Source organism: Nocardia sp. NPDC058499 (genome assembly GCF_042719915.1).
GTDB lineage: Bacteria > Actinomycetota > Actinomycetes > Mycobacteriales > Mycobacteriaceae > Nocardia.
Window position 1 is genome coordinate 25400 of record NZ_JBHXMZ010000018.1, and the last position, 19115, is coordinate 44514.

18 protein-coding genes are annotated in these 19115 nt (G+C 67.4%); 7 read left to right on the forward strand and 11 right to left on the reverse strand.

Features of this window, described 5'->3' with window-relative positions; genetic code table 11:
- Positions 1-6: 6 nt before the first annotated feature.
- From ACFWPH_RS32530 to ACFWPH_RS32555, 6 genes are all read right to left on the reverse strand, one after another.
- Entirely contained in the window at positions 7-996 is a 990-nt protein-coding gene (locus tag ACFWPH_RS32530; protein WP_378756131.1) for an alpha/beta hydrolase, read from the reverse strand.
- A gap of 67 nt (positions 997-1063) precedes the next feature.
- Entirely contained in the window at positions 1064-2689 is a 1626-nt protein-coding gene (locus tag ACFWPH_RS32535) for a flavin-containing monooxygenase (RefSeq protein ID WP_378756133.1), read from the reverse strand.
- 569 nt (positions 2690-3258) lie between these two features.
- Complete coding sequence (locus ACFWPH_RS32540; RefSeq protein ID WP_378756094.1) at positions 3259-4215, reverse strand: VOC family protein; 957 nt, start codon at positions 4213-4215, stop codon at positions 3259-3261.
- 29 nt (positions 4216-4244) lie between these two features.
- Positions 4245-5429: an acyl-CoA dehydrogenase family protein gene (locus ACFWPH_RS32545; protein WP_378756095.1), complete on the reverse strand. Its 1185-nt coding sequence runs from the start codon at positions 5427-5429 to the stop codon at positions 4245-4247.
- A gap of 43 nt (positions 5430-5472) precedes the next feature.
- Entirely contained in the window at positions 5473-6657 is a 1185-nt protein-coding gene (locus tag ACFWPH_RS32550; protein WP_378756096.1) for a Rieske 2Fe-2S domain-containing protein, read from the reverse strand.
- 117 nt (positions 6658-6774) lie between these two features.
- On the reverse strand, positions 6775-7863 hold the full coding sequence (locus ACFWPH_RS32555) for a 2Fe-2S iron-sulfur cluster-binding protein (RefSeq protein WP_378756097.1): 1089 nt from the start codon (positions 7861-7863) through the stop codon (positions 6775-6777).
- 243 nt (positions 7864-8106) lie between these two features.
- Between ACFWPH_RS32555 and ACFWPH_RS32560 the strand changes: the two genes are divergently transcribed.
- The gene (locus ACFWPH_RS32560) at positions 8107-8907 is read left to right on the forward strand and encodes an IclR family transcriptional regulator (RefSeq protein ID WP_378756098.1); all 801 of its coding nucleotides are present in this window, start codon (positions 8107-8109) and stop codon (positions 8905-8907) included.
- Here ACFWPH_RS32560 and ACFWPH_RS32565 read toward each other — a convergent pair.
- The 4 genes from ACFWPH_RS32565 to ACFWPH_RS32580 form a co-directional block, all read right to left on the reverse strand.
- Positions 8810-9664 (reverse strand): FAD-binding protein, encoded by an 855-nt coding sequence (locus ACFWPH_RS32565; protein WP_378756099.1) that lies wholly within the window; start codon positions 9662-9664, stop codon positions 8810-8812. The two genes, ACFWPH_RS32560 and ACFWPH_RS32565, sit on opposite strands and share 98 nt — an antisense overlap.
- A 14-nt stretch (positions 9665-9678) precedes the next feature.
- Positions 9679-10116: an FAD-dependent oxidoreductase gene (locus ACFWPH_RS32570; RefSeq protein ID WP_378756101.1), complete on the reverse strand. Its 438-nt coding sequence runs from the start codon at positions 10114-10116 to the stop codon at positions 9679-9681.
- A gap of 85 nt (positions 10117-10201) precedes the next feature.
- Positions 10202-10636 carry a VOC family protein gene (locus tag ACFWPH_RS32575; RefSeq protein WP_378756102.1) on the reverse strand — a complete coding sequence of 145 codons (435 nt, stop codon included), beginning with the start codon at positions 10634-10636 and terminating at the stop codon, positions 10202-10204.
- Complete coding sequence (locus ACFWPH_RS32580) at positions 10633-11391, reverse strand: SDR family NAD(P)-dependent oxidoreductase (RefSeq protein ID WP_378756103.1); 759 nt, start codon at positions 11389-11391, stop codon at positions 10633-10635. The genes ACFWPH_RS32575 and ACFWPH_RS32580 overlap by 4 nt, the downstream gene beginning before the upstream one ends.
- Before the next feature lie 127 nt (positions 11392-11518).
- Between ACFWPH_RS32580 and ACFWPH_RS32585 the strand changes: the two genes are divergently transcribed.
- Genes ACFWPH_RS32585 through ACFWPH_RS32610 form a run of 6 tightly spaced genes read left to right on the forward strand, consistent with a single transcriptional unit; the run spans position 11519 to position 17541 of the window.
- Positions 11519-12319, forward strand: coding sequence for an enoyl-CoA hydratase-related protein (locus tag ACFWPH_RS32585; protein WP_378756104.1), 801 nt, complete (start codon positions 11519-11521; stop codon positions 12317-12319).
- The gene (locus tag ACFWPH_RS32590; protein WP_378756105.1) at positions 12316-13482 is read left to right on the forward strand and encodes an acyl-CoA dehydrogenase family protein; all 1167 of its coding nucleotides are present in this window, start codon (positions 12316-12318) and stop codon (positions 13480-13482) included. The genes ACFWPH_RS32585 and ACFWPH_RS32590 overlap by 4 nt, the downstream gene beginning before the upstream one ends.
- Positions 13479-14582, forward strand: coding sequence for an acyl-CoA dehydrogenase family protein (locus tag ACFWPH_RS32595; RefSeq protein WP_378756107.1), 1104 nt, complete (start codon positions 13479-13481; stop codon positions 14580-14582). The genes ACFWPH_RS32590 and ACFWPH_RS32595 overlap by 4 nt, the downstream gene beginning before the upstream one ends.
- Positions 14579-15856 (forward strand): CaiB/BaiF CoA transferase family protein, encoded by a 1278-nt coding sequence (locus tag ACFWPH_RS32600; protein ID WP_378756108.1) that lies wholly within the window; start codon positions 14579-14581, stop codon positions 15854-15856. Before ACFWPH_RS32595 ends, ACFWPH_RS32600 begins: the two co-directional genes overlap by 4 nt.
- A gap of 20 nt (positions 15857-15876) precedes the next feature.
- Complete coding sequence (locus ACFWPH_RS32605; RefSeq protein ID WP_378756135.1) at positions 15877-16581, forward strand: GntR family transcriptional regulator; 705 nt, start codon at positions 15877-15879, stop codon at positions 16579-16581.
- Between the two features lie 3 nt (positions 16582-16584).
- Entirely contained in the window at positions 16585-17541 is a 957-nt protein-coding gene (locus ACFWPH_RS32610) for an alpha/beta hydrolase (RefSeq protein WP_378756110.1), read from the forward strand.
- A 290-nt stretch (positions 17542-17831) separates the two neighbouring features.
- Here ACFWPH_RS32610 and ACFWPH_RS32615 read toward each other — a convergent pair whose 3' ends face one another.
- On the reverse strand, positions 17832-19115 hold the full coding sequence (locus tag ACFWPH_RS32615; RefSeq protein ID WP_378756111.1) for an NAD(P)/FAD-dependent oxidoreductase: 1284 nt from the start codon (positions 19113-19115) through the stop codon (positions 17832-17834).

Below are 19115 nucleotides of genomic sequence, written 5' to 3' on the forward strand. Positions count from 1 at the left end.
CGGCTGTCACCCGGCCGCGCCACTCGCATCGGCCCCCGCCGGAGCGTCGGAGTCCGCGGTGGCCGCCAGGACGTCCCGCATCATCTGCCACAGCTTTTCGCGGGCGGGCCCGGTGAGCGACAGCGACGGGAAGGTCAGGAAACCGTGGAAGAGCCCGTCGAAACGATGGGTAACGACCGGGACCCCGGCCGCCGCCAGCCGCCGCGCGTACTCTTCACCGGCCGAGCAGGGCGGATCGAGTTCGGCGGTGGCGACGATCGCCCGGGGCAGCCCGGCCAGGGATTCGGCGCGGGTCGGGACCAGATACGGGCTGTCGGTTCCATGCGGGGCGTACTGCTGCCAGTACCAGCGCATCGCCTTGGTGGTGTTGTAGTAGTTCTCTCCGTAGAGCCGATACGATTCGGTCGTGAAATCGTCGTCGATCACCGGGTAGAGCAGAACCTGCGCCGCGATCGCCGGGCCGCCCCGATCCCGAGCGGCCAGGCTCACCGTCGCCGCGAGATTTCCTCCGGCGCTGTCCCCGGCGACCATCAGCCGTTCCGGATCTGCGCCGAACTCCGTGGCATGGTCGGCGGTCCAGCACACCGCGGCGTACATATCCTCCAGCGCCGCCGGTCCGGGATGCTCGGGCGCGCGCCGGTAGTCGACCGAAACGACCACGACGTCGACCGCCTGGGCCATCGACCGGCAGAACTCGTCGTGACTGTCGAGATCGCAGAAGACAAAACCGCCGCCGTGCGCGAATACCACCACCGGCCGCGTCCGGCCACCACCGTGCGGTACGTAGACGCGAACGGCCAGCTCCCCGCCCGGGCCGCCGATCGCCCGGTCCTGCGCGATCCGCATCTGCGGTTCGCGTGTCAACGGTGCACGACGCGACGCGATGATCTCGCGTAACTCCGTCGCCGCGTGCTGGGTGACATCCGGGAACGATTCCAGCGCCGACAGCATTACCTCGACGTCCGGATGCAGGTCGGTCCTTCGTTGTCCGCCCATCTCGACCACGTCCTCACTCTTCGTCGTACGGAAAGGCGCACTGCGCCGGGAAACAGGTGTCGTCGGCTCAGGTGCCCGGTGCCGCGGCCCGGCCGTCGAGCGCGAAACCCTTGTATCCGGCCGCCGCCACCTCCGCGCAGATACTGTTGTAGTTACCGAAACCGCCGATATAGGGCATGAATACGCGTGGTTTACCTGGAATGTTCGCGCCCGTATACCAGGAATTGGCGCTCGGGAACAGCGTGCCCGCTGCCTTGGCATTACATTCGGCCACCCATTCGTCGGCCGCTTCCCGGGTCGCCTCGATCGTGGCGATGCCATGGGAATCCAGGTGGTCCATACAGCCCGCGATCCAATCCACGTGCTGCTCGGCCATCAGCACCATATTCGCGAGCACACTGGGGCTGCCGGGGCCGGCCAGAATGAACATATTCGGGAATCCGTCGACGGCCAGCCCGAGATAATTGCGTGGCCCCGCCGACCATTCGGCCGTCAGTTCCCGGCCCGCCCGGCCCCGGATATCGATCCGCGACAGCGAACCGGTCATCGCGTCGAAACCTGTCGCGAAGACGAGAATGTCCAGGTCATAGGACGCATCGCCGGTCCGCACACCGGACTCGGTGATCTGGGTGATCGGCGTACGCCGCAGGTTGACCAGCGTGACGTTGGCGCGGTTGTAGGTCTGGAAGTAACCCGTATCGGTCACGATCCGCTTGGTGCCGATGGGGTGATCGGTGGGAATCAGCTGGTCGGCGACCTCCGGGTCGTCCACCATTTCCCGGATCTTCGCTTCGACGTATTCCCGCGCGGTATCGTTGGCCGCCTTGCTCACCATCTGGTCCGGGAACGCTTTGGTGAACAGATATCCTCCGCGCCGCCACCATTCGTCGTACACCCGGGTCCGCTCGGCCTCGTCGACCTCCAGGGCACCTTTGGGATGCGGACTGTTCGGTGTGCCCCCGCCACTGAGCCGGGACAACCTGCGCCGCTCGGCATACTCGGCCTTCACCTGGGCGACGAAGTCGTCGGTCAATCGCCGATTACCGGCGGGAATCGAATAATTGGGGCTGCGCTGGAATACATAGACCTGCTCGGCGTCTTCGGCGATGATCGGTATGGCCTGGATACCGGAGGACCCTGTGCCGATCACGCCGACTCGCTTCCCGGTGAAATCGACGGGCTCGTGCGGCCATTCACCGGTGTGGTAGGTCTCGCCGGTAAACGTATCGCGGCCTGGGATGTCCGGTTTGTTGGTGGCCGAGAGCACACCCGTTGCCAGAATGCAGAAACGGGCGGTGACGGTTTTCCCGGTATCGGTGGTCACCGTCCACCGCCCGGCCCATTCGTCGTAGACGGCCGAGGTCACCCGGGTCAGGAAGTCGTAGGCCGAACGCAGATCGTGCCGGTCGGCGACGTGCTCGAGGTAGCGCAGGATCTCTTCCTGGGTGGCGAACCGTTCGGTCCAGGTCCATTCCTGCTGCAAATCTTCGTCGAAGGAGTAGGAGTAGTCGATGCTTTCGACATCGCACCGGGCGCCTGGGTACCGATTGTGATACCAGGTGCCGCCCACTCCTTCGGCGGATTCGAAGCCGTGCACGCGCATACCGCGCTGCTGGAACTTGTACACCGCGTACAGGCCGGAGATCCCGGCACCGACTACGACGGCATCGAAATCGCTGTCCTGGGTTGTCACCACATTCACTTCCCTCGTTGAGGTACCTGTGTTCGAGTCAAGTTAAGGGCCCCGGGGCGCGGCTCGAGCGCTCGTTCCCACCCAGCGGTCCTTCGATTCGAGTTGCACCGCCGGTAGCGACATGCAGGCGTGGTGGCCGAGCGTGCCACGCCTCGCCACTCGGAACGGCGGATCGGCCCGGCCACCTGTACAGCAGGCGCGGCACGGGGCCGCCGCGGGATCAGGAAAATCGCCCGGTTCGGGCACGGTCTACTCGCTCGCCGGCCGGGGCTCGTGCGCGCACCCGGCGTCCGTCGGCATGCCGGCCTACGCCGTAGGCACGGCCCGGCAGTCGGATCGACCACAGGCACGGATCGGTTCGGTGACCGGGCCGTTCATCCGATTGACGGCTCGGTCGCTTCGCAAGCCGGGCCCGAGCCCGTCAAACCGGGATCGGGTTCGGAAAATGCGGCTCCTTCGGCAGGTCGGCCGATGGGCTCGCCGAGCGGCCGTTCCCGGTGTACAACCCCGCTTGGGAGACGTCTGCACTGTCTCCGCGCCGTGCGGTGCCGGGAGGGGCAGCACTGCGCTCAGGCTCGTCCCGGGTCCTCTCCGCCGGATTCCTCGGCTGCCGCGGCCCGCTGCGCTTCCTTCATCTCCCGGGCCCACATCCATTCGTGACCCCAGTAGCTGTCGGCGGTGATCTCCTCGGCCGTGTAGTAGGCCTCGTCGACAAGTTTGCCGCCGGTACCGTATTCGATATCCCAGCCGCCGGGCACCCGCACGTAAAAAGAGATCATCTTGTCGTTCGTGTGCCGGCCGAGCGTCGAGGACACCGGGAAATCCCGGGCCATCACCTGGTCGTAGGCGCGACCGACCGCGTCGAGTTCGTCCACCTCGACCATGACGTGGATCAGCCCCGGATCACGACCCTCCATGCTGGGCATGATCGCCAGGCTGTGATGACGCTGGTTGACGCCCATGAAGCGGATCCGCAGCGGACCCATTTCCGGCGGTGCCGGCATGCGGAAGGCCCCTCGGGACAGGAACCCCAGTGTCTCGGTGTAGAAAACGAAGGATTCGTCGAAGTTGGTCGTCGGCATCACCACATGGCCCAGGCCCTGCTCGCCGGTGATGAACTTCTGGCCGTACTTCGTGACCACCGGGCTGTGCTCGAGCACCGGCCCGTGGAAGAACTCCAGCGGCGTGCCACCGGGATCCTTCATACAGATACCCGCCTCGACCTTGCGCCGGTCGGCCAGTTCCTGAGTCATGGGCGTATACGCGAAACCGGCCGCGTCCAGGATGGCAGTCAGCCTGCGCAGCGCGGGCGCGTCCCGGACTTCCCAGCCGACCGCGGTCACCCGATCGACGTCGCCACGTTCGACCGTGATGCGCGAGGCGCGCTCATCCATCCGGAAGTGCAGGGCGTCGGTCTCGTCACCGAAACCCGGTGCGAAACCGAGCACGTCGAACCCGAGTTCGCGCCAGCGGTCCATATCCGTAGCCTGAACCCGCACATAGCCGAGCGCTTTGATTTCCGTCATCGGTTGGTCCATATTCCTTTCCGGAGTGATCAGATCATCACGCGCAGTGGCCCCTGGGGGACCTCCACGCCGAGCGAGGCCATCGCGGCCGCGTGATAGGTGGTGCTGGTGACATGGATTGCGTGGTGCAGACCGGCGTGCGCGTCCCGCCAGAATCGCTGCAGCGGGTTGTCCATGCGCAATGCGTTGCCGCCCGCCCGGTCGAAGACCTCGTCGGCGGCACGGACCGCCCGCCACGCGGCGCGGGCCTGATCGCGCCGTACTGCGGCCCGCGTTTCGAAATCGATGTCCTCGCCGCGGTCGACCTTGTCCCAGATGCGGTCGACATTGGCCAGCAGTTGCTGGCGCGCCGCATCGATTTCCGAGGCCGCCTCGCCGAGTGCGTGCAGCACGTACGGGTCATCCTTGACAAGGGCGCCGGTGGCGCCCACGCGGTTGCGCTGATAGTCGACGCCGGCCGCGAGAACACCTTCACAGATTCCGATGGTCGCGGAGGTGATGCCCAGCGGGAACATGGTGGACCAGGGCATCCTGTAAAGAGTTTCGGTGACGCCGTATTCCTTCGCGGCGGTGCCGTCCATCACTTTCGCCGAATCCATCACCCGGTAGGCGGGGATGAAGGCGTCCTTCACGACGATGTCCTTGCTACCGGTTCCACGCAGACCCACCACGTCCCAGGAATCCGGGACGATCTCGTAGTCCGACCGGGGCAGAATCACATGCAGGCCCTGCGGCGGCATCAGCGGTTTGCCGTCCGCGCCGCCCACCATCGCGCCGAGGAAGATCCACTCACAGTGGTCGGTGCCGGAGGAGAACTGCCAACGGCCGTTCATCACATACCCACCGTCGGTGGGTACGACGACGCCACCCGGCATGTACGGCGAGGCCTGCCAGGTGTCGCTGTCCGCGCCGAGCACTTCGTCCTGCACTCTGGGGTCGGCGAAGGCGAGCTGCCACGGATGCACACCGACGATGCCACCGACCCAGCCGGCGGAACCATAAATGCTCGCGGTCTTCATGACCGTCTCGGCGAACTCGCGCGGGTGCGCTTCATATCCGTTGTACTTCTTGCGCTGCAGCAGCCGGATGATACCGGCCTCTTTCATACCTTTGGCCATATCGTCGGGCAGGCGGCCGAGGGAATCACCCTCATCGGCGCCGGCCCGGATCTCGTCGGCGATGGCGACGATCTTGTCGAGTACTTCGTAGGACATCGGAACTCCTGGTCCGGATAGCGAAATATAGTGGGCCTGAAAATCAGGATGAAGCGGAGGCGGCCTGGCGATGCGCCGGGATGGCACTGCGACCGGCGGCGAGGTTCGCGTCGACCTCGGCCTGCCAGTTCTGCAAGGCGCGTTCGGTATCGATCTCGAACTCGAACCGGTTCACCATCTCCGGCTTGATGTCCTCGACGTCGACATAGAACTGTTCGTACCACCGGCGCAGCTGGTAAACCGGGCCGTCTTCCTCACACAGCAGCGGATTGTCGATGCGCGACTTGTTCTTCCAGATCTCCACGTCCTGTTCGAAGCCGATCGCGACACCTTTCGCTACGGCGGCGGCGACCTGCTCGGCCGCGGCATCGTCCATCCCGGTCGGTTTCTCCACCATCACGCCGTACTGCAGCCGGAAAGAGGTCGAAGTGATCGGGTAGTGGCAGTTGATGAGGTAGATGTTCGGCTCACCGGCACCGGCCATGCCTCCGCTCCAGAGCTTGTCGATCATGTAGGAGGGCCCGTAATACGTCGCATCCGACTGGCTCTCGGTGCTGTAATTCGTGCTGGTACTGACTCCGACCGCATCGGCACGCGGACGAGACCGCATGATCTGGGTCGCGGTGTGGCCCTCGAAGATATTCCGGAAATAGGTCGGCATGCCGTAGTGGACGTAGAAGAAATGCGCCATATCGACGACGTTGTCGACGATCTCGCGGCAGTGCGAACCCTCGACCATGATCGAATTCCACACCCAGTCCGTCCACCCCGGATCTCCGTAGGTGGGGATCTCTGGAATGGTCAGCTCGGCGGACGGCTTCCCGCCCTGAGGATCGTTCCAGACGAACAGCTGCCCGCTGATCTCCAGCGTCGGCCACGCCTTGGTCCGAGCCAGCGGCGGAACCCGCCGGGCATAGGGGATGGCAGCGCATTTGCCGTCCCCGCGCCACCGCCAGTCATGGAAAGGGCAGGCGATATCGTTGCCCTTGACGGTGCCGTGGGCGAGATTGCCGCCCATATGCGGGCAGAAGGCGTTGAGAACGTTCAACTTTCCGTCGTCGCCGCGGAACACGACGAGTTCGGTGCCGAACGCGGAGACCTGGTGGGGCCGGCCATCGGAGAAGTCGCGGATGAGACCGAGGCAGTGCCAGCCCCGAGCGAAGCGCGCGGGCGGCGCGCCGGTGTCGATGACACGGACCGTGTTGCCGGTGTCGGTCGTGGGACTCACGATACCTCCTGGTCAGATGGTTGCGACCGCGAAACTCGTCGCAGTGTGTCCACCTTCCCAGCCGAAAAGGCGGTGTGACGCGGGTCTCTCGCTGAGTGGGAGGCTTTACCCGCCCGGTCAGTATTCGATCGAGATCTCGTCGCTCACCGGCTCGGCCTGGCAGGCCAGGATGTAGCCCTCCGCCAGGTCGTCGTCGGTGAGGATCTCGTTGTGCGCCAGCTTCACCCGGCCCGACTTCAGTGAGCAGACGCACGCACTACATGCACCTTCCCGGCACGAATAGGGGGCCTCGAGACCGGCATCGAGAAGTGCGTCGAGGAGTTTCCGGCCGGTAACCCAGGGCACCCGCTTTTCGTCACCGTGGAGGGTCACCTGCACCTGGCAGGCGATCTCACCTGAATTGCCCGATTCGTCGCCGCCGGGGGCCGAATCGTCGGCGAACGGATCCCGGCGCAGAGAGAGGAATCGCTCCGAGTGCACCCGGCCCCCCGAGAAGCCCACCTCCGCACACACCTGGGCGGTGAGGTCCATGAGCGGCGTCGGGCCACAGATGAACACAGCCCTTTCCACGAGGGGCCGTAGAAGTGTCGCCAGCAGGCGGCGGCTCGGATAACCCTGAACCGACTCGAGCACGTGCACCACGTGAAATCGATCGCCGAACCGCGACTCCAGCGACCGCAGCTCCGCCCCGAAGATGACCGCGGCCTCGTCACGATTCGCGTAGATCAGCACAACATCGCCGCTGCCCCCGAGCAGGATGGATTTCGCGATGGCGATGACGGGGGTGATTCCGCTGCCGCCGGCCACCAGGACCACCGGTTCGTCGAGGGAATCAGGGGTGAAGGTGCCCGCGGGCGGCAGCACCTCGAGCTCGTCGCCCGCCGAAACGGTGTCGCAGAGCCAATTGGATCCGTGACCGCCCGCGACCCGTTTCACCGTGAATTTGAGCGCGGTGTCACTGTGCGGCGAACTAGACAACGAATAGCACCGCCCGGATCCGCTTCCGATATCCGGAACACGGACGGTCAGGAACTGGCCGGGCCGGTAACCAAAGGCCGGCGCCTGCTCCGGGTCGGGCACGACGACGAACGAGCGCGCATCCGCGGTCTCGTCGATCACCTCGACCACCCGGACGCGGCGTGCGCGCGAATCCGGCGCCGCAGCGTCCGCATGGGCAGTCCGGCCGACACTGGTCTCCGTGGGCATCCGCTCTCCTGATCGTCTCGTATCCCGCCCGGCACCCCCCGTCGGGTTCGAACCTCCGGCAGGCTACGGTCCAGATGGAGTCCGTATGGCCCGATGTCTCGCTGATCGGGAGACTCACTCGGCGGCGGACGGGAGCGAATGCGATGGTCGGTGACGACGCTCGTCACGGTCCTTTGAGACCTGCCGCCACACAGTAGTACCGTGACTCATGTCACAGAGTCGTGATGCGTGTTGGGAGATCCGATGAGAACGTCAAACTCCGCCGGGGTGCCGGTCTCGGTGGTCGAGCGGGTATCGCTCGTTCTGGAGACCTTCAACGGGGTAGGCCCACTCACCCTGGCTCAGGTCACCTCGCGCACGGGGTTGCCGCGCTCGTCCGTCCATCGTCTTCTCGAGCAGCTGACGACCGCGGGCTGGCTCGCCCGCTCACCCGAACAGACCTACGAGCTCGGGATCAAGACCTATGAGATGGGCCAGGCAGCGTTGAACCAGAACCGCCTGCTGCACGGAGCGCGCCCGGTCATGCAAGCGTTCGCGCACCGGACGGGCCTCACCATGCAGCTCGCCATCCTCGACCGCGGCGACACCGTCTACCTGGCCAAGGTCAACGGCCGGACGTCGGGGCCCACACCGACCGCTGTCGGCCAGCGGGTCCCCGGCCACCTCACCGCGGTGGGCAAAGCCCAGCTCGCCTTCGTCGACCAGACCGGCCGCCGGTCGTTATTCGGCGAGCTACGGCGCACCGGCGACGGCACATTGATCCGGCGCACTCCGCAGAGCGTGACCACCGATGCCCAGCTCGAGGACGATTTGGCCGCGGCACGCGATAGAGGCGCGGCGTTCGATCGAGGCGAGGCGTTCGCCGGTCTCGGTTGCGTCGGCGTATCCGTCGGGCCGCCGGATCACATCTACGGCAACCGGGCCGGCATCTCGGTATGCGCGCCGGTCACCTCGCTCGACTACCGTGCGCTGGTCGGCCCGGTACGAGTGGCAGCGCGGGAGATCTGGGATCGGTGCGTCGCCGCGGACCTCGCGGCCCATTAGGGCGACGCCGCCTCCGCTCCGGCAGCCGCGAGTTCACCTCCGGCGAGCGACCCACCACTGGTTCTTCACGACGAGCGAGATCCGCCACAGTGTCGGCGGTATGCCAGAGTCCGGCCGCTGCCAGTTCGTCGCGGCCGGGCACCGGTACGCAGATCGCGGGGAGTTCCGCCCCGAAGCGCTCGTCGAAGACGAACCAGAATTTTTCATTCCCCTGTGCCATCTGTGCGCGCATGGCACGCCCCATCTGGTCGTAGGGCAGCATCTCGTTGGCGAATCGGCGGCCCTGGTCCTCGACGATGATTCCGGAACGGACCCCGAGGGTGAACGCGGCGTGCCCGTTGGGGAACTGCGTCGCGGGGCACCACCACGACTGATCCAGCAGATCGAGCGCGGCACCCACGGTCTCCAGCATCGAGACGGCGTCCCCTGACCCGGTGCCGGGATGCGACGACGACCAATCGGCGGTCGGCATGTCCTGCCAGCGCTTACGCAGTTCGATCGCTCGCTCGAACCCACCCGCGGCCAGGAGGACTCCGCCGCGTGCCCCGATCCGCATCTCCGCACCCGCGGAATCGGTCACCACCACTCCGGTCACCCGCCCCGATTCGTCCTGCACCAGGCGATCGGCCCGGGTGGACAACAGTAGGTCCGCGCAGCCCGTCGCATCCAGGGCGAGCACCATCCGCGCGATCCAGGCCTGGCCGCCGTCTAGCGTGGAGCGGTCGACGTCGAGGCCGAACTGGTCGGCAGCCACCATCGGCCGCACTTCGGTCAGCCGATCACCGACCTCGTCCGCCGAGATGGACTCGGCGAAATACTGCGGCCACCCGCGCTGCGCCCGGGGGCATCGAAGTAGTCCGGGAAGGGCCGATGTTCGAGCGGGATCCCGATGGTCCGCTCAAGGAAGTAGGCCACGTCCGGCCCGGTTTCCAGATATGCCCGCTGCAGTTCCGGCCGGGTGCGGTCGCCGACGACCGCACCGAAATACGTCAGTCCCTTCGCCACGGAGTCGTCCACGCCCTGTCGTGCGAGCACATGATTCCCGGGCAGCCAGACACTGCCGCCGGAATACGCCGAGGTCCCGCCGAAGCGGTCGGCCTTTTCGATCACACAGGTCGACAGGCCGCGAGCGGCCGCCGCGAGAGCCCCGGCGAGGGCGGCGCCGCCGGAGCCCACCACTACTACGTCATAGGTTCTGCCCCAGGTCATCGTCGACTGCACTTCCTATCGCTGCAAGGGGGTGAGCCGCCGCGGCGCTAGTGACCGAGGCCACGGCGTGCTCATACCCTCCCGCTCAGCGGTCACCGGATTGCCGACTCGTCTCGCTCGCGCGCTCGACCAGTTCGACGCGGTACCCGTCGGGATCGCGCAGGACAGCAATGGTGATGCCGCCGAATTCCGGCAGCGCGGTAGCGGGCATCTCCTCGACGCCGCTGTACCCGCAAGCGTGTGCGAGCAGCGCGGGAACGTCCGGAGTGTTGACGACGAACTTCACGAACATATTGCCCGGTTGCGGGGCCGGCGCGTCGTCGCGTGGCGCGATGAGCTCGATACCGGCCGAACCGGCGCGCAGGATCACCGCGTCGAAACCCGGCGTGGAGAACTCACGCTCAACGTCGAACCCACACCCCGCGGTGTAGAACTCCGTCGATTTCGCGAGGTCGGCCACGCGGATTGCGCCGAGGGACAATATCGTCCCGGCCGGAGCCATACTGTCCTGCTCGCTCACCGGGTCTGCGATCCGCCGTTGAAGTCCAGGGTCTGCCCGGTGATCCCCCCGGCTTCGGAGGACGCGAGGTAGGCACAGAACGCACCGACCTCGAGGGGGTCTCCCAGCCGGCCGATCGGAATGGTCGCGAGGATCTTGTCGATCATCTCCGGTGTCATCTTCTCGACCAGGTTGGCCTGGTGACCGAGCGCGACGATATTCGCCGTCACCCCGTACTGTCCGGTCTCCGCCGCGAGATGACGGATGAAGCCCTCGATCCCGCTCTTTCCGGTCGCGTACATCGACACATTGATGTTCTGCCCGGTCCGCGCCGATCCAGAGGAGATCTGCACGATGCGGCCCCAGCCGGCGTCGCACATCCCGTCCAGCACGGCTTTGATGCAGTTCATCGCACCGTAGATATTGAGATCGATGGACGGCGGCCACTGGTCGGGAGTGAGTTCCCGGAACGGTTTGGCGACCCGTCCTTCGGCAATTCCGGCATTGTTCACCAGGATGTTCACCTGCCCGCCCAGCTCGGCCTCGGCCGAGCGGACAGCCGCGACACTGGCCTCGTAGTCGGTGACATCGAAGGCGGCGGCGAGCGCCTGGTGGCCCTCGGCGACGATCTTCGCGGCCACGCGCTCGGCACGATCGGCGAACAGGTCATTGACGATCACTGTCGCGCCTTGGCGCGCGAGCACTGTTGCGATTCCTTCGCCCACGCTCTGGCCTGCACCGGACACCAGGGCGATCCGCCCGTCCAACTCGAACACGAGCGCTCCTTTCCACTCGCCACCCGGCCACTCCGGGGGCTTACCAAGGCACACTCTCCGGGCAGGCTCGACAAATTGTCAATCAATATTGGATTTTATTTTGGATCCAATATGCTACGGTCGGGCCATGACGTCAGACGACACGGTCGGCGCGCCACCGGAAATCTCGGTTCTCACCGAATTCACCGACGGTGTCGCACGGCTGACCCTCAACAATCCCCGCCGTAAGAACGCCATCACGCTGGAGATGGCCGCACTCATCGGCGAATTCTGCGATCGAGTGGAAAACGATCCCACCATCGGCGCGGCCGTCGTCCGCTCGACCGGCACCTACTTCTGCAGCGGTGCGGACACTCGCGACCTCGCCGCCTCGTCCGCCGACCCGGCCTCACCCGAGGCCGTCCGTCGCACCTCCGCGGTCTACGGGGCCTTCGTGCGAGTCGGTTCCCTCCCGGTGCCCACCATCGCCCGGGTGGCAGGCGGCGCCGTCGGCGCGGGGCTCAATCTCGCGCTCGCCGCCGACATCATGGTCGTGACCCCGGAGTCGGTGCTGGACAGCGGGTTCCTGGCGCGCAACATCCATCCGGGTGGCGGCCACCTCGCCTTACTCGGCCGGGCGGTCGGCTGGTCGCGGACGGTAGCACTGGCAGCATGTGGCCGTTCGATGTCCGGTACCGAGGCAGCCGCCTGCGGACTCGCCTACGCCGCCGTCCCCGAACCCGAACTCGACCCGCTCATCGCCGAACTCACCACCGTACCCGCCGCCGACCCGGAACTCAGCAGGCGAATCATGACCAGCGCCCGTCTCGAACTCGGCCCACCGGCTGTCGGCTGGTCGTCGGCGCTCGAGATCGAGCGCGGTGTGCAGATGTGGTCGATGTCCCGCAAAGGGCAGGAATCCTGGTCGTCACGGGGGCCGGGCCGATGACGGTCACCACCGCCGAAACCGAGGCACAAACCGCCGGGAACACAGAACTGGATACGCTGCGCACCGAGGTCCGCACATTCCTGGCCGAAGAACTCGCGGCGGGCACGTTCGTTCCCGCCGTGGACAATTGGATGAGCGGATTCGATCCGGAGTTCAGCGCACGGCTCGGGCAGCGCGGCTGGCTCGGGATGACGCTGCCGGCCACCTACGGTGGCCACGGCAGGTCGCCGGTCGAGCGTTTCGTGGTGACCGAGGAGTTGCTCGCCCACGGCGCCCCTGTCGCCGCGCACTGGATCGCCGACCGGCAGATGGCGCCGGGCATCCTCGCCAACGGCACCGAGCAGCAGAAGCAGCGCTACCTGCCCGGAATAGCGGCGGGCACACTGTTCTTCGCGATCGGCATGAGCGAACCGGATGCCGGCTCCGATCTCGCCGCGGTCCGTACCCGGGCCACGCCCCGCAATGACGGTTCCTGGACCCTCAGCGGTACCAAGGTGTGGACCACCGGCGCGCATATGGCGCACGCCATGGTGCTGCTCGCCCGCAGCGACGGCGACCCGGGCGATCGGCAGGCCGGGCTGTCCCAGTTCCTGGTGGACCTTTCCCACCCCGATATCGAGGTGCGCCCGCTGCGCAGTATCGACGGCGAAGCCCATTTCAACGAAGTGATCTTCCACGACGCGCAGGTGGGCCCGGACGCCCTGCTGGGCCGCCGCGGCGAAGGCTGGGCTCAGGTGATGGGCGAACTCGCCTTCGAGCGCTCCGGCCCGGAACGCTATCTGTCGACAATGCCGCTGCTGCGGGCCTGGGCCGAGGAACTACGCAGCGCGGGCGCCACCCCGGAGCAGCGGGTCACGCTCGGGTCGCTCACCGCCCGCGCCTGGGCGCTGCGCCGGATGTCACTGTCGGTGGCTGCCGAATTGGCCGCGGGGCGCAGACCCGATGTGCGGGCGGCGATGGTGAAAGATCTCGGCTCGGCATTCGAAGGCGATCTCGTGGAGGCGGTACGTGCCTCTTGCGATACCGAGCCCCGGCGCGGCGGCAGCGACCCGTTCGCCCGCCTGCTCGCCGACAGCATGCTGCACATTCCGGCATTCACACTACGCGGCGGGACGAACGAGATTCTTCGCGGAATCGTCGCCCGCGGAATGGGATTACGATGACGACCCCTCACGCCGAGTTACGTGCGGCGACCCAGGCGATGATCGAACGGGCCGGAGTCGACACCACCACTCCCGCCACCGGTGTGGACGGCGGGGTCTGGACGGCGCTCACCGAAGCCGGATTCACCGGAATCGGTATCCCCGAAGACCACGACGGCAGCGGTGGCACCCTCGCCGAAGCGCTCGCCGTCGTCTCCGCCGCGGTCACCGGTGGCGCGCTCACCATGCTCGTCGAGCACACAGTGCTCGCCGGCTGGCTCGCGGCACGCTGCGGTATCTCCCTCGGCGCACATACCGCAACGATCGCGGTTGCCGACGACGGCGCCACTATCCGCGACACCGACGACGGCCGGCCGGTCCTGCACGGCTCGGCACGCGCGGTGGTGCACGGACCCGACGCCGACCGGCTGGTCATCCTGCTCGACCCCGCCGCCGACCGCCGCCCGGCGGTCGCGGTGCTCTCCCCCACGGCCCCGGGCGTGGTCGGCACCGCCGGCGCCGACCTGATCGGCGCCCCGGTCGCCGATTACGATTTCGATGCGGCTCCGGTCGAGTCGTATGCCGCATCCCCGGTCGACGGGACAGAGCTCGGTCGGCGCGGTGCGCTGGCGTACGCGGTGGCGTCGGCCGCGGCCGCGCGTGCCGTCTGCGACCGCACGCTGGGCTACGCGGGACAGCGCGTCCAGTTCGGGCGCCCATTGAGCAAGTTCCAGGCCGTCCAGCAGCGGCTGGCCGGTCTCGCCGCCCGTACCGCCCTCATGGAGACGGCCACCGAGACCGCGGTCGCCGAGGACGCCGGCAGCGATCCGGACCGCGCACGGACCGCGATCGCCGCCGCCAAGGTGGTGACGGCCGAGTCGGCCCGGGAGATCGCCGCCGCGGGCCACCAGCTCCACGGCGCGATCGGTTTCACCTCCGAGCATCCACTCGGCCGGTCCACCACCGCATTGCTGACCTGGCGGGAACGCTACGGCTCGGAGCGCCGGTGGGCCGGTGTCCTCGCCGGCCACATCCTCGAAGGCGGCGCCGACGTCTGGGATCTCGTGACCGGCTTCCATCACGAGCACACCGGCGCGGCGGGAGAAGGGAACAATCGATGACCGTCACCACACCACCGCAGGCCGGCCATGCCGCCACCCCTGCGATCGACGGCCGCGCCGCCTGGCGCGCCGCCGACACCGCCACCGGCAACGGTGTGCTGACCGGGGTTCGGGTACTCGACCTCAGCCGGGTACTCGCCGGTCCCTACACCGCCCAGATCCTGGCCGACCACGGCGCCGAGGTCATCAAGGTGGAAGCTCCCGGCGGGGACGAGACCCGCGGCTGGGGCCCGCCCTTCCTGGACAACGGTGCGAGCAGTGCCTACTACGCGAGCCTCAACCACAGCAAAGACAACATCAGCCTCGACCTGCGCACGGACGCGGGCCGCGAAATCCTCGCACACCTACTCGGCGGTGCCGATATCGTGATCGAAAACTTCAAGGCGGGCACAATGGCACGCTGGGGCTTCGACTACAAGTCCGTGCTCAGCGAACGCCATCCGCGCATGATCTACTGCCGGATCACCGGTTTCGGCGTAGACGGACCGATGGGCGGGCTACCCGGCTACGATGCCGTTCTCCAGTGCTTCGGCGGCCTGATGAGCGTCAACGGCTATCCCGACGGTAACCCGCTACGGGTCGGTGTCCCGATCGTGGATATCGTCGCCGCGAATATGGCGGTGAGCGGGATTCTGCTGGCGATGCTGGAACGCGAGCGCAGCGGGCAGGGGCAGCTGATCGATATCACGCTGCTGGATTCCGTCATCTCCATACTGCATCCGCACGCCGCCAACTGGATGGCCAGCGGCAAGGTGCCACAGCGGACCGGGGACTTCCATCCCACGGTGGCGCCGTACCAGGTGTTCCGTGCCGCGGACGGTGATTTCTTCGTCAGCGCGGCCAACGATCGCCAGTTCCGTTCGCTGGTCCAGACCCTGGGGCTTGCCGAACTCGCCGACGATCCCCGATTCGCGTCCAACGGCCACCGCTACGCCCACCGGGAAGAACTCGTGGCGCTGCTGGCCGAGCGCATTGCCAAGAGTTCGCGCGAGGACCTGGGGCGGCGACTCGAGGCAGCTGGTGTACCAGCGAGCCCGGTCCACACAATCGACGAGGCCTTACACTCCGCCCAAGCACGTCATCGAGGCCTGTTCATCGACGACGACGATTACCGGGGTGTCGGTGTCCCGATCAGCCTGGGCCGGTCGCCCCGGCGCCGCCCGCGTCCGGCGGTGCCCCTCGGCGCCGATACCACCGCTGTCCTCACGGCCATGGGTTACCACACCGACCGCGTCGAGGAACTACGCGCGGCTGGTATCTTCGGGAACCCGTGAACAGACCCAGCGAGGACTCCATGCCCGCCGACCGCGGGCGTGAGGGCGAACGGGCGGCGGCGCGGGTGGTCGAGGAGATCGAACGGCTCATCGTCACCGGCGAATTGCTCCCCGGACAGCCGATCCGTCAGGTGCTGATGGCCGACCGCCTCGGCGTCAGCCGGCTACCCATCCGAGAGGCACTGCGCCAGCTCGCGGCCGCCGGCCTGGTCGACCACCAGCACAACGTGGGGTACACGGTCGCGCGGCTGCAGCAGTCGGATTTCGATCAGATCTATCTGATGCGCGCCGCGCTCGAGCCGGAGATCATCGCCACACTGCCGCGGTTCTCCGAGGAGGTCCTCACCGAGGTCCGGCGGGTCGGCGATCTGGTGGTCGAGGCTGCCGACCGCGGTGACCTCCTGGCGATGCGGCTGCACAATCACGCCTTCCACTTCGCCATATTCGACCACTCTCCGCTGCACCTGGTCGTCACCGAGATTCGCCGGCTCTGGACACTGGCGATGCCCTATCACGCGGCGTACCTGTACGACCCCGCCGCTCGTGCCCGGGTCGTCGCCGAGCACGACCAGATGATCGAAGCGCTCTCCGAGCACGACAACGAGCGCCTCGACGAATTGATGAATCTGCACCGCCAGGGCGGCGAGATCAGTGCCGGGGTCATGCTCCGCGCCGACCGTACCTCGGTACGCAGATCGCCCGATCCTGCCGATCGCGAGGAATAACCGATGACCACACCGACCGACAACGTCCCCGCTGCATCGATCTGGGATCCCGATGTGGCCGCGATCATCGCGCGCTCGAATCGGTCCGGGCCGCTGCGCGACGTCGGCGTGGCGGGCGCCCCCCACGCCCTGGAGTCGATCGAACGGCCCCCCGGCCCGCGGATGCAGTCGGTGCACGACGCAACCGCCGACGGACCGCACGGACAGATCCCACTGCGCATCTACCGTCCAACCTCCGCTCCACCGGAGAACTCACCGGCCCTGGTCTGGTTCCACGGCGGCGGCATGATCATGGGCTCGCTGCACTCGTTCGACCGCCTCGCTCGCGATATCGCCGACGCCACCGGCGCCGTCATCTGCAATGTCGACTACCGGCTCGCCCCGGAACATCGCTACCCCGTCGCCAACGACGAGGCCTACGCGGCCCTGCGCTGGCTCTCCGGAAACGCTGCCGCCTGGGGCGTGGACCCGTCCCGTATCGGAGTCGGTGGCGACAGCGCCGGCGGCAGTCTGGCCACCGCCACCGCCCTGCGCAGCCGCGACGAGAACGGCCCGGCCATCGCCCAGCAAGTACTGTTCTATCCCGGTGTCGAACGCCGCACCGATCGTCGGTCGATGCGCGAGTTCGGGGCTTCGCCGTTCCTCACCGCCGAGGACATCGACTGGATGAAGAACCTCTACCTCGGTGACGATCCGGCCGCCGACGACGCCTACGGCGTCCCCGCCCTGGCCGAGTCACTCGCCGGCCTTCCACCGGCGATTCTGGCCGTCGGATACGGCGACCCGCTCCGCGACGCGGTAGAAGCCTACGGCGATCGACTCCGCGCGGCCGGGGTCTCGACCGCCCAGCTCCGTTACCCGGGCGTGGGTCACGGGTTCGCCATGCAGGCACCGTCGGTTGCCCGGGCACGGGCGGCGATAGCGGAAGTAGGCGCACTGGTTGCGGCACGATTCCGGTAGTGGTCCCGGGTTTCCGGTGTTTGAACCCTCTTCTCGGCGCGAACACACCTGCCCGAAACCGCAACCGCCACTATGCCGGTTCGGTGCCTTCGACTCCGGCTCCTCGACACCATGATGGGCATCTCCGCGCGCCCGTCGCCGCCGGGGCGTTGCGGGCTGGCACGGTCACCCGATGAGTATCCGTTCGACACGGCAGAAGGGCGCGGCGATGGACACCGAACACGTACACAACGCCCTCTGCGACGATGAAGGCATCGCCACACCCGCTCTGCCCGGTGCTGCGACCGAAGTCAGCTGCGGACCGGAGTCAGCAGTTGCTTGAGCGGAATACTGCTGTCGGACAAGGCTTCCGGGCGCGGCCGGTAACCACGACCCAGCGCCGCGCGCAGCGCCACGAAATCCGCCGGCGCGTTGAGACACTCGGCCGCGACCAAGGAGTCGTCGACGAAGTACAGCGCAACCCGCCGTCGCGGTCTCGCCGGATCGGTACGGACCACCACCGACGTGTATTCACCGATCAAGCCGACGATCTGGAGCTTTTGATCGCCCTGATCCGACCAGAACCACGGTTCGGCCGAGGTGGGCGCGGCGCTCCCCGCCAGTACCGCCGCCGCGACCTCGGCCTGGGTGGTGGCGTTGTCCACCGATTCGAGCCGGTAGTGCCGACCGGTGGTGGGCGAAACCCGGGTCGTGCAGTCGCCGATGGCCAGCGTCCAGCCGTCGGACGCAAGGCATCGGTCGTCGACCACCACACCGCCCGCGCAGGACAGGCCGAGCTGGCCGGCCAGTTCGGTACGTGCCTGCGCCCCGATTCCGACCAGTACCGTCGCCGCCGGGACTTCGCGGCCGTCGTCGAGCCGGACACCGCGTACCTTGTTGTCCGCGAACGTGATCGCCGTCGGTTGCGCGTCCAGGACGATATCGGTCTGCATCGCCCGGTGCGCCGCGAGCAGCGCCGCTGCGGTGGCCTCCCCCACCGCGCGCCCCAGAAGTCGCGATCCGGCCTCGATCACGGTCACCTCCGCACCCAGGGACCGTGCGGTGGCGGCGACCTCAAGGCCGACGAAGCCGCCGCCGATCACCGCGATCGGCCCCTTCCGGATCCGCTCGGCCAGAACCGAGGCGTGCTCGAGGTCGCGTAACCGCACGACATCGGGGTGATCGGCGCCGGGCAGCGCCAAGGTCCGGGCCAGCGCACCGGTGGCCAGGACCAGCCGATCGAAATCTCGGGGGCGTGAGCCACCTTCACCGGTGAGCGCGATCCGGACCCCCGCCGGTGTGCGGGTCACCCGTTCGACCCGGGTGCCGGTGACCAGTTCGATGTCCTTGTCGGCATAGTGTGCGGGGTCGCGTAACAGCAGCGACTCGCTGGTCGCCTCGCCCTTCAACCATGCCTTGGACAGCGGCGGCCGTTGATACGGTAGCCGCGGCTCATGGGAGACCAGGGTGAGCGCACCGTCATACCCCATATCCCGCAAACGATCCGCGAGATGCACGGCGGCGTGCGAGGCACCCACCACCACGACGCTGCGCGGTGGTGTCCCGGCGCCCGGCACCGTTTCCGATTCCCGCAC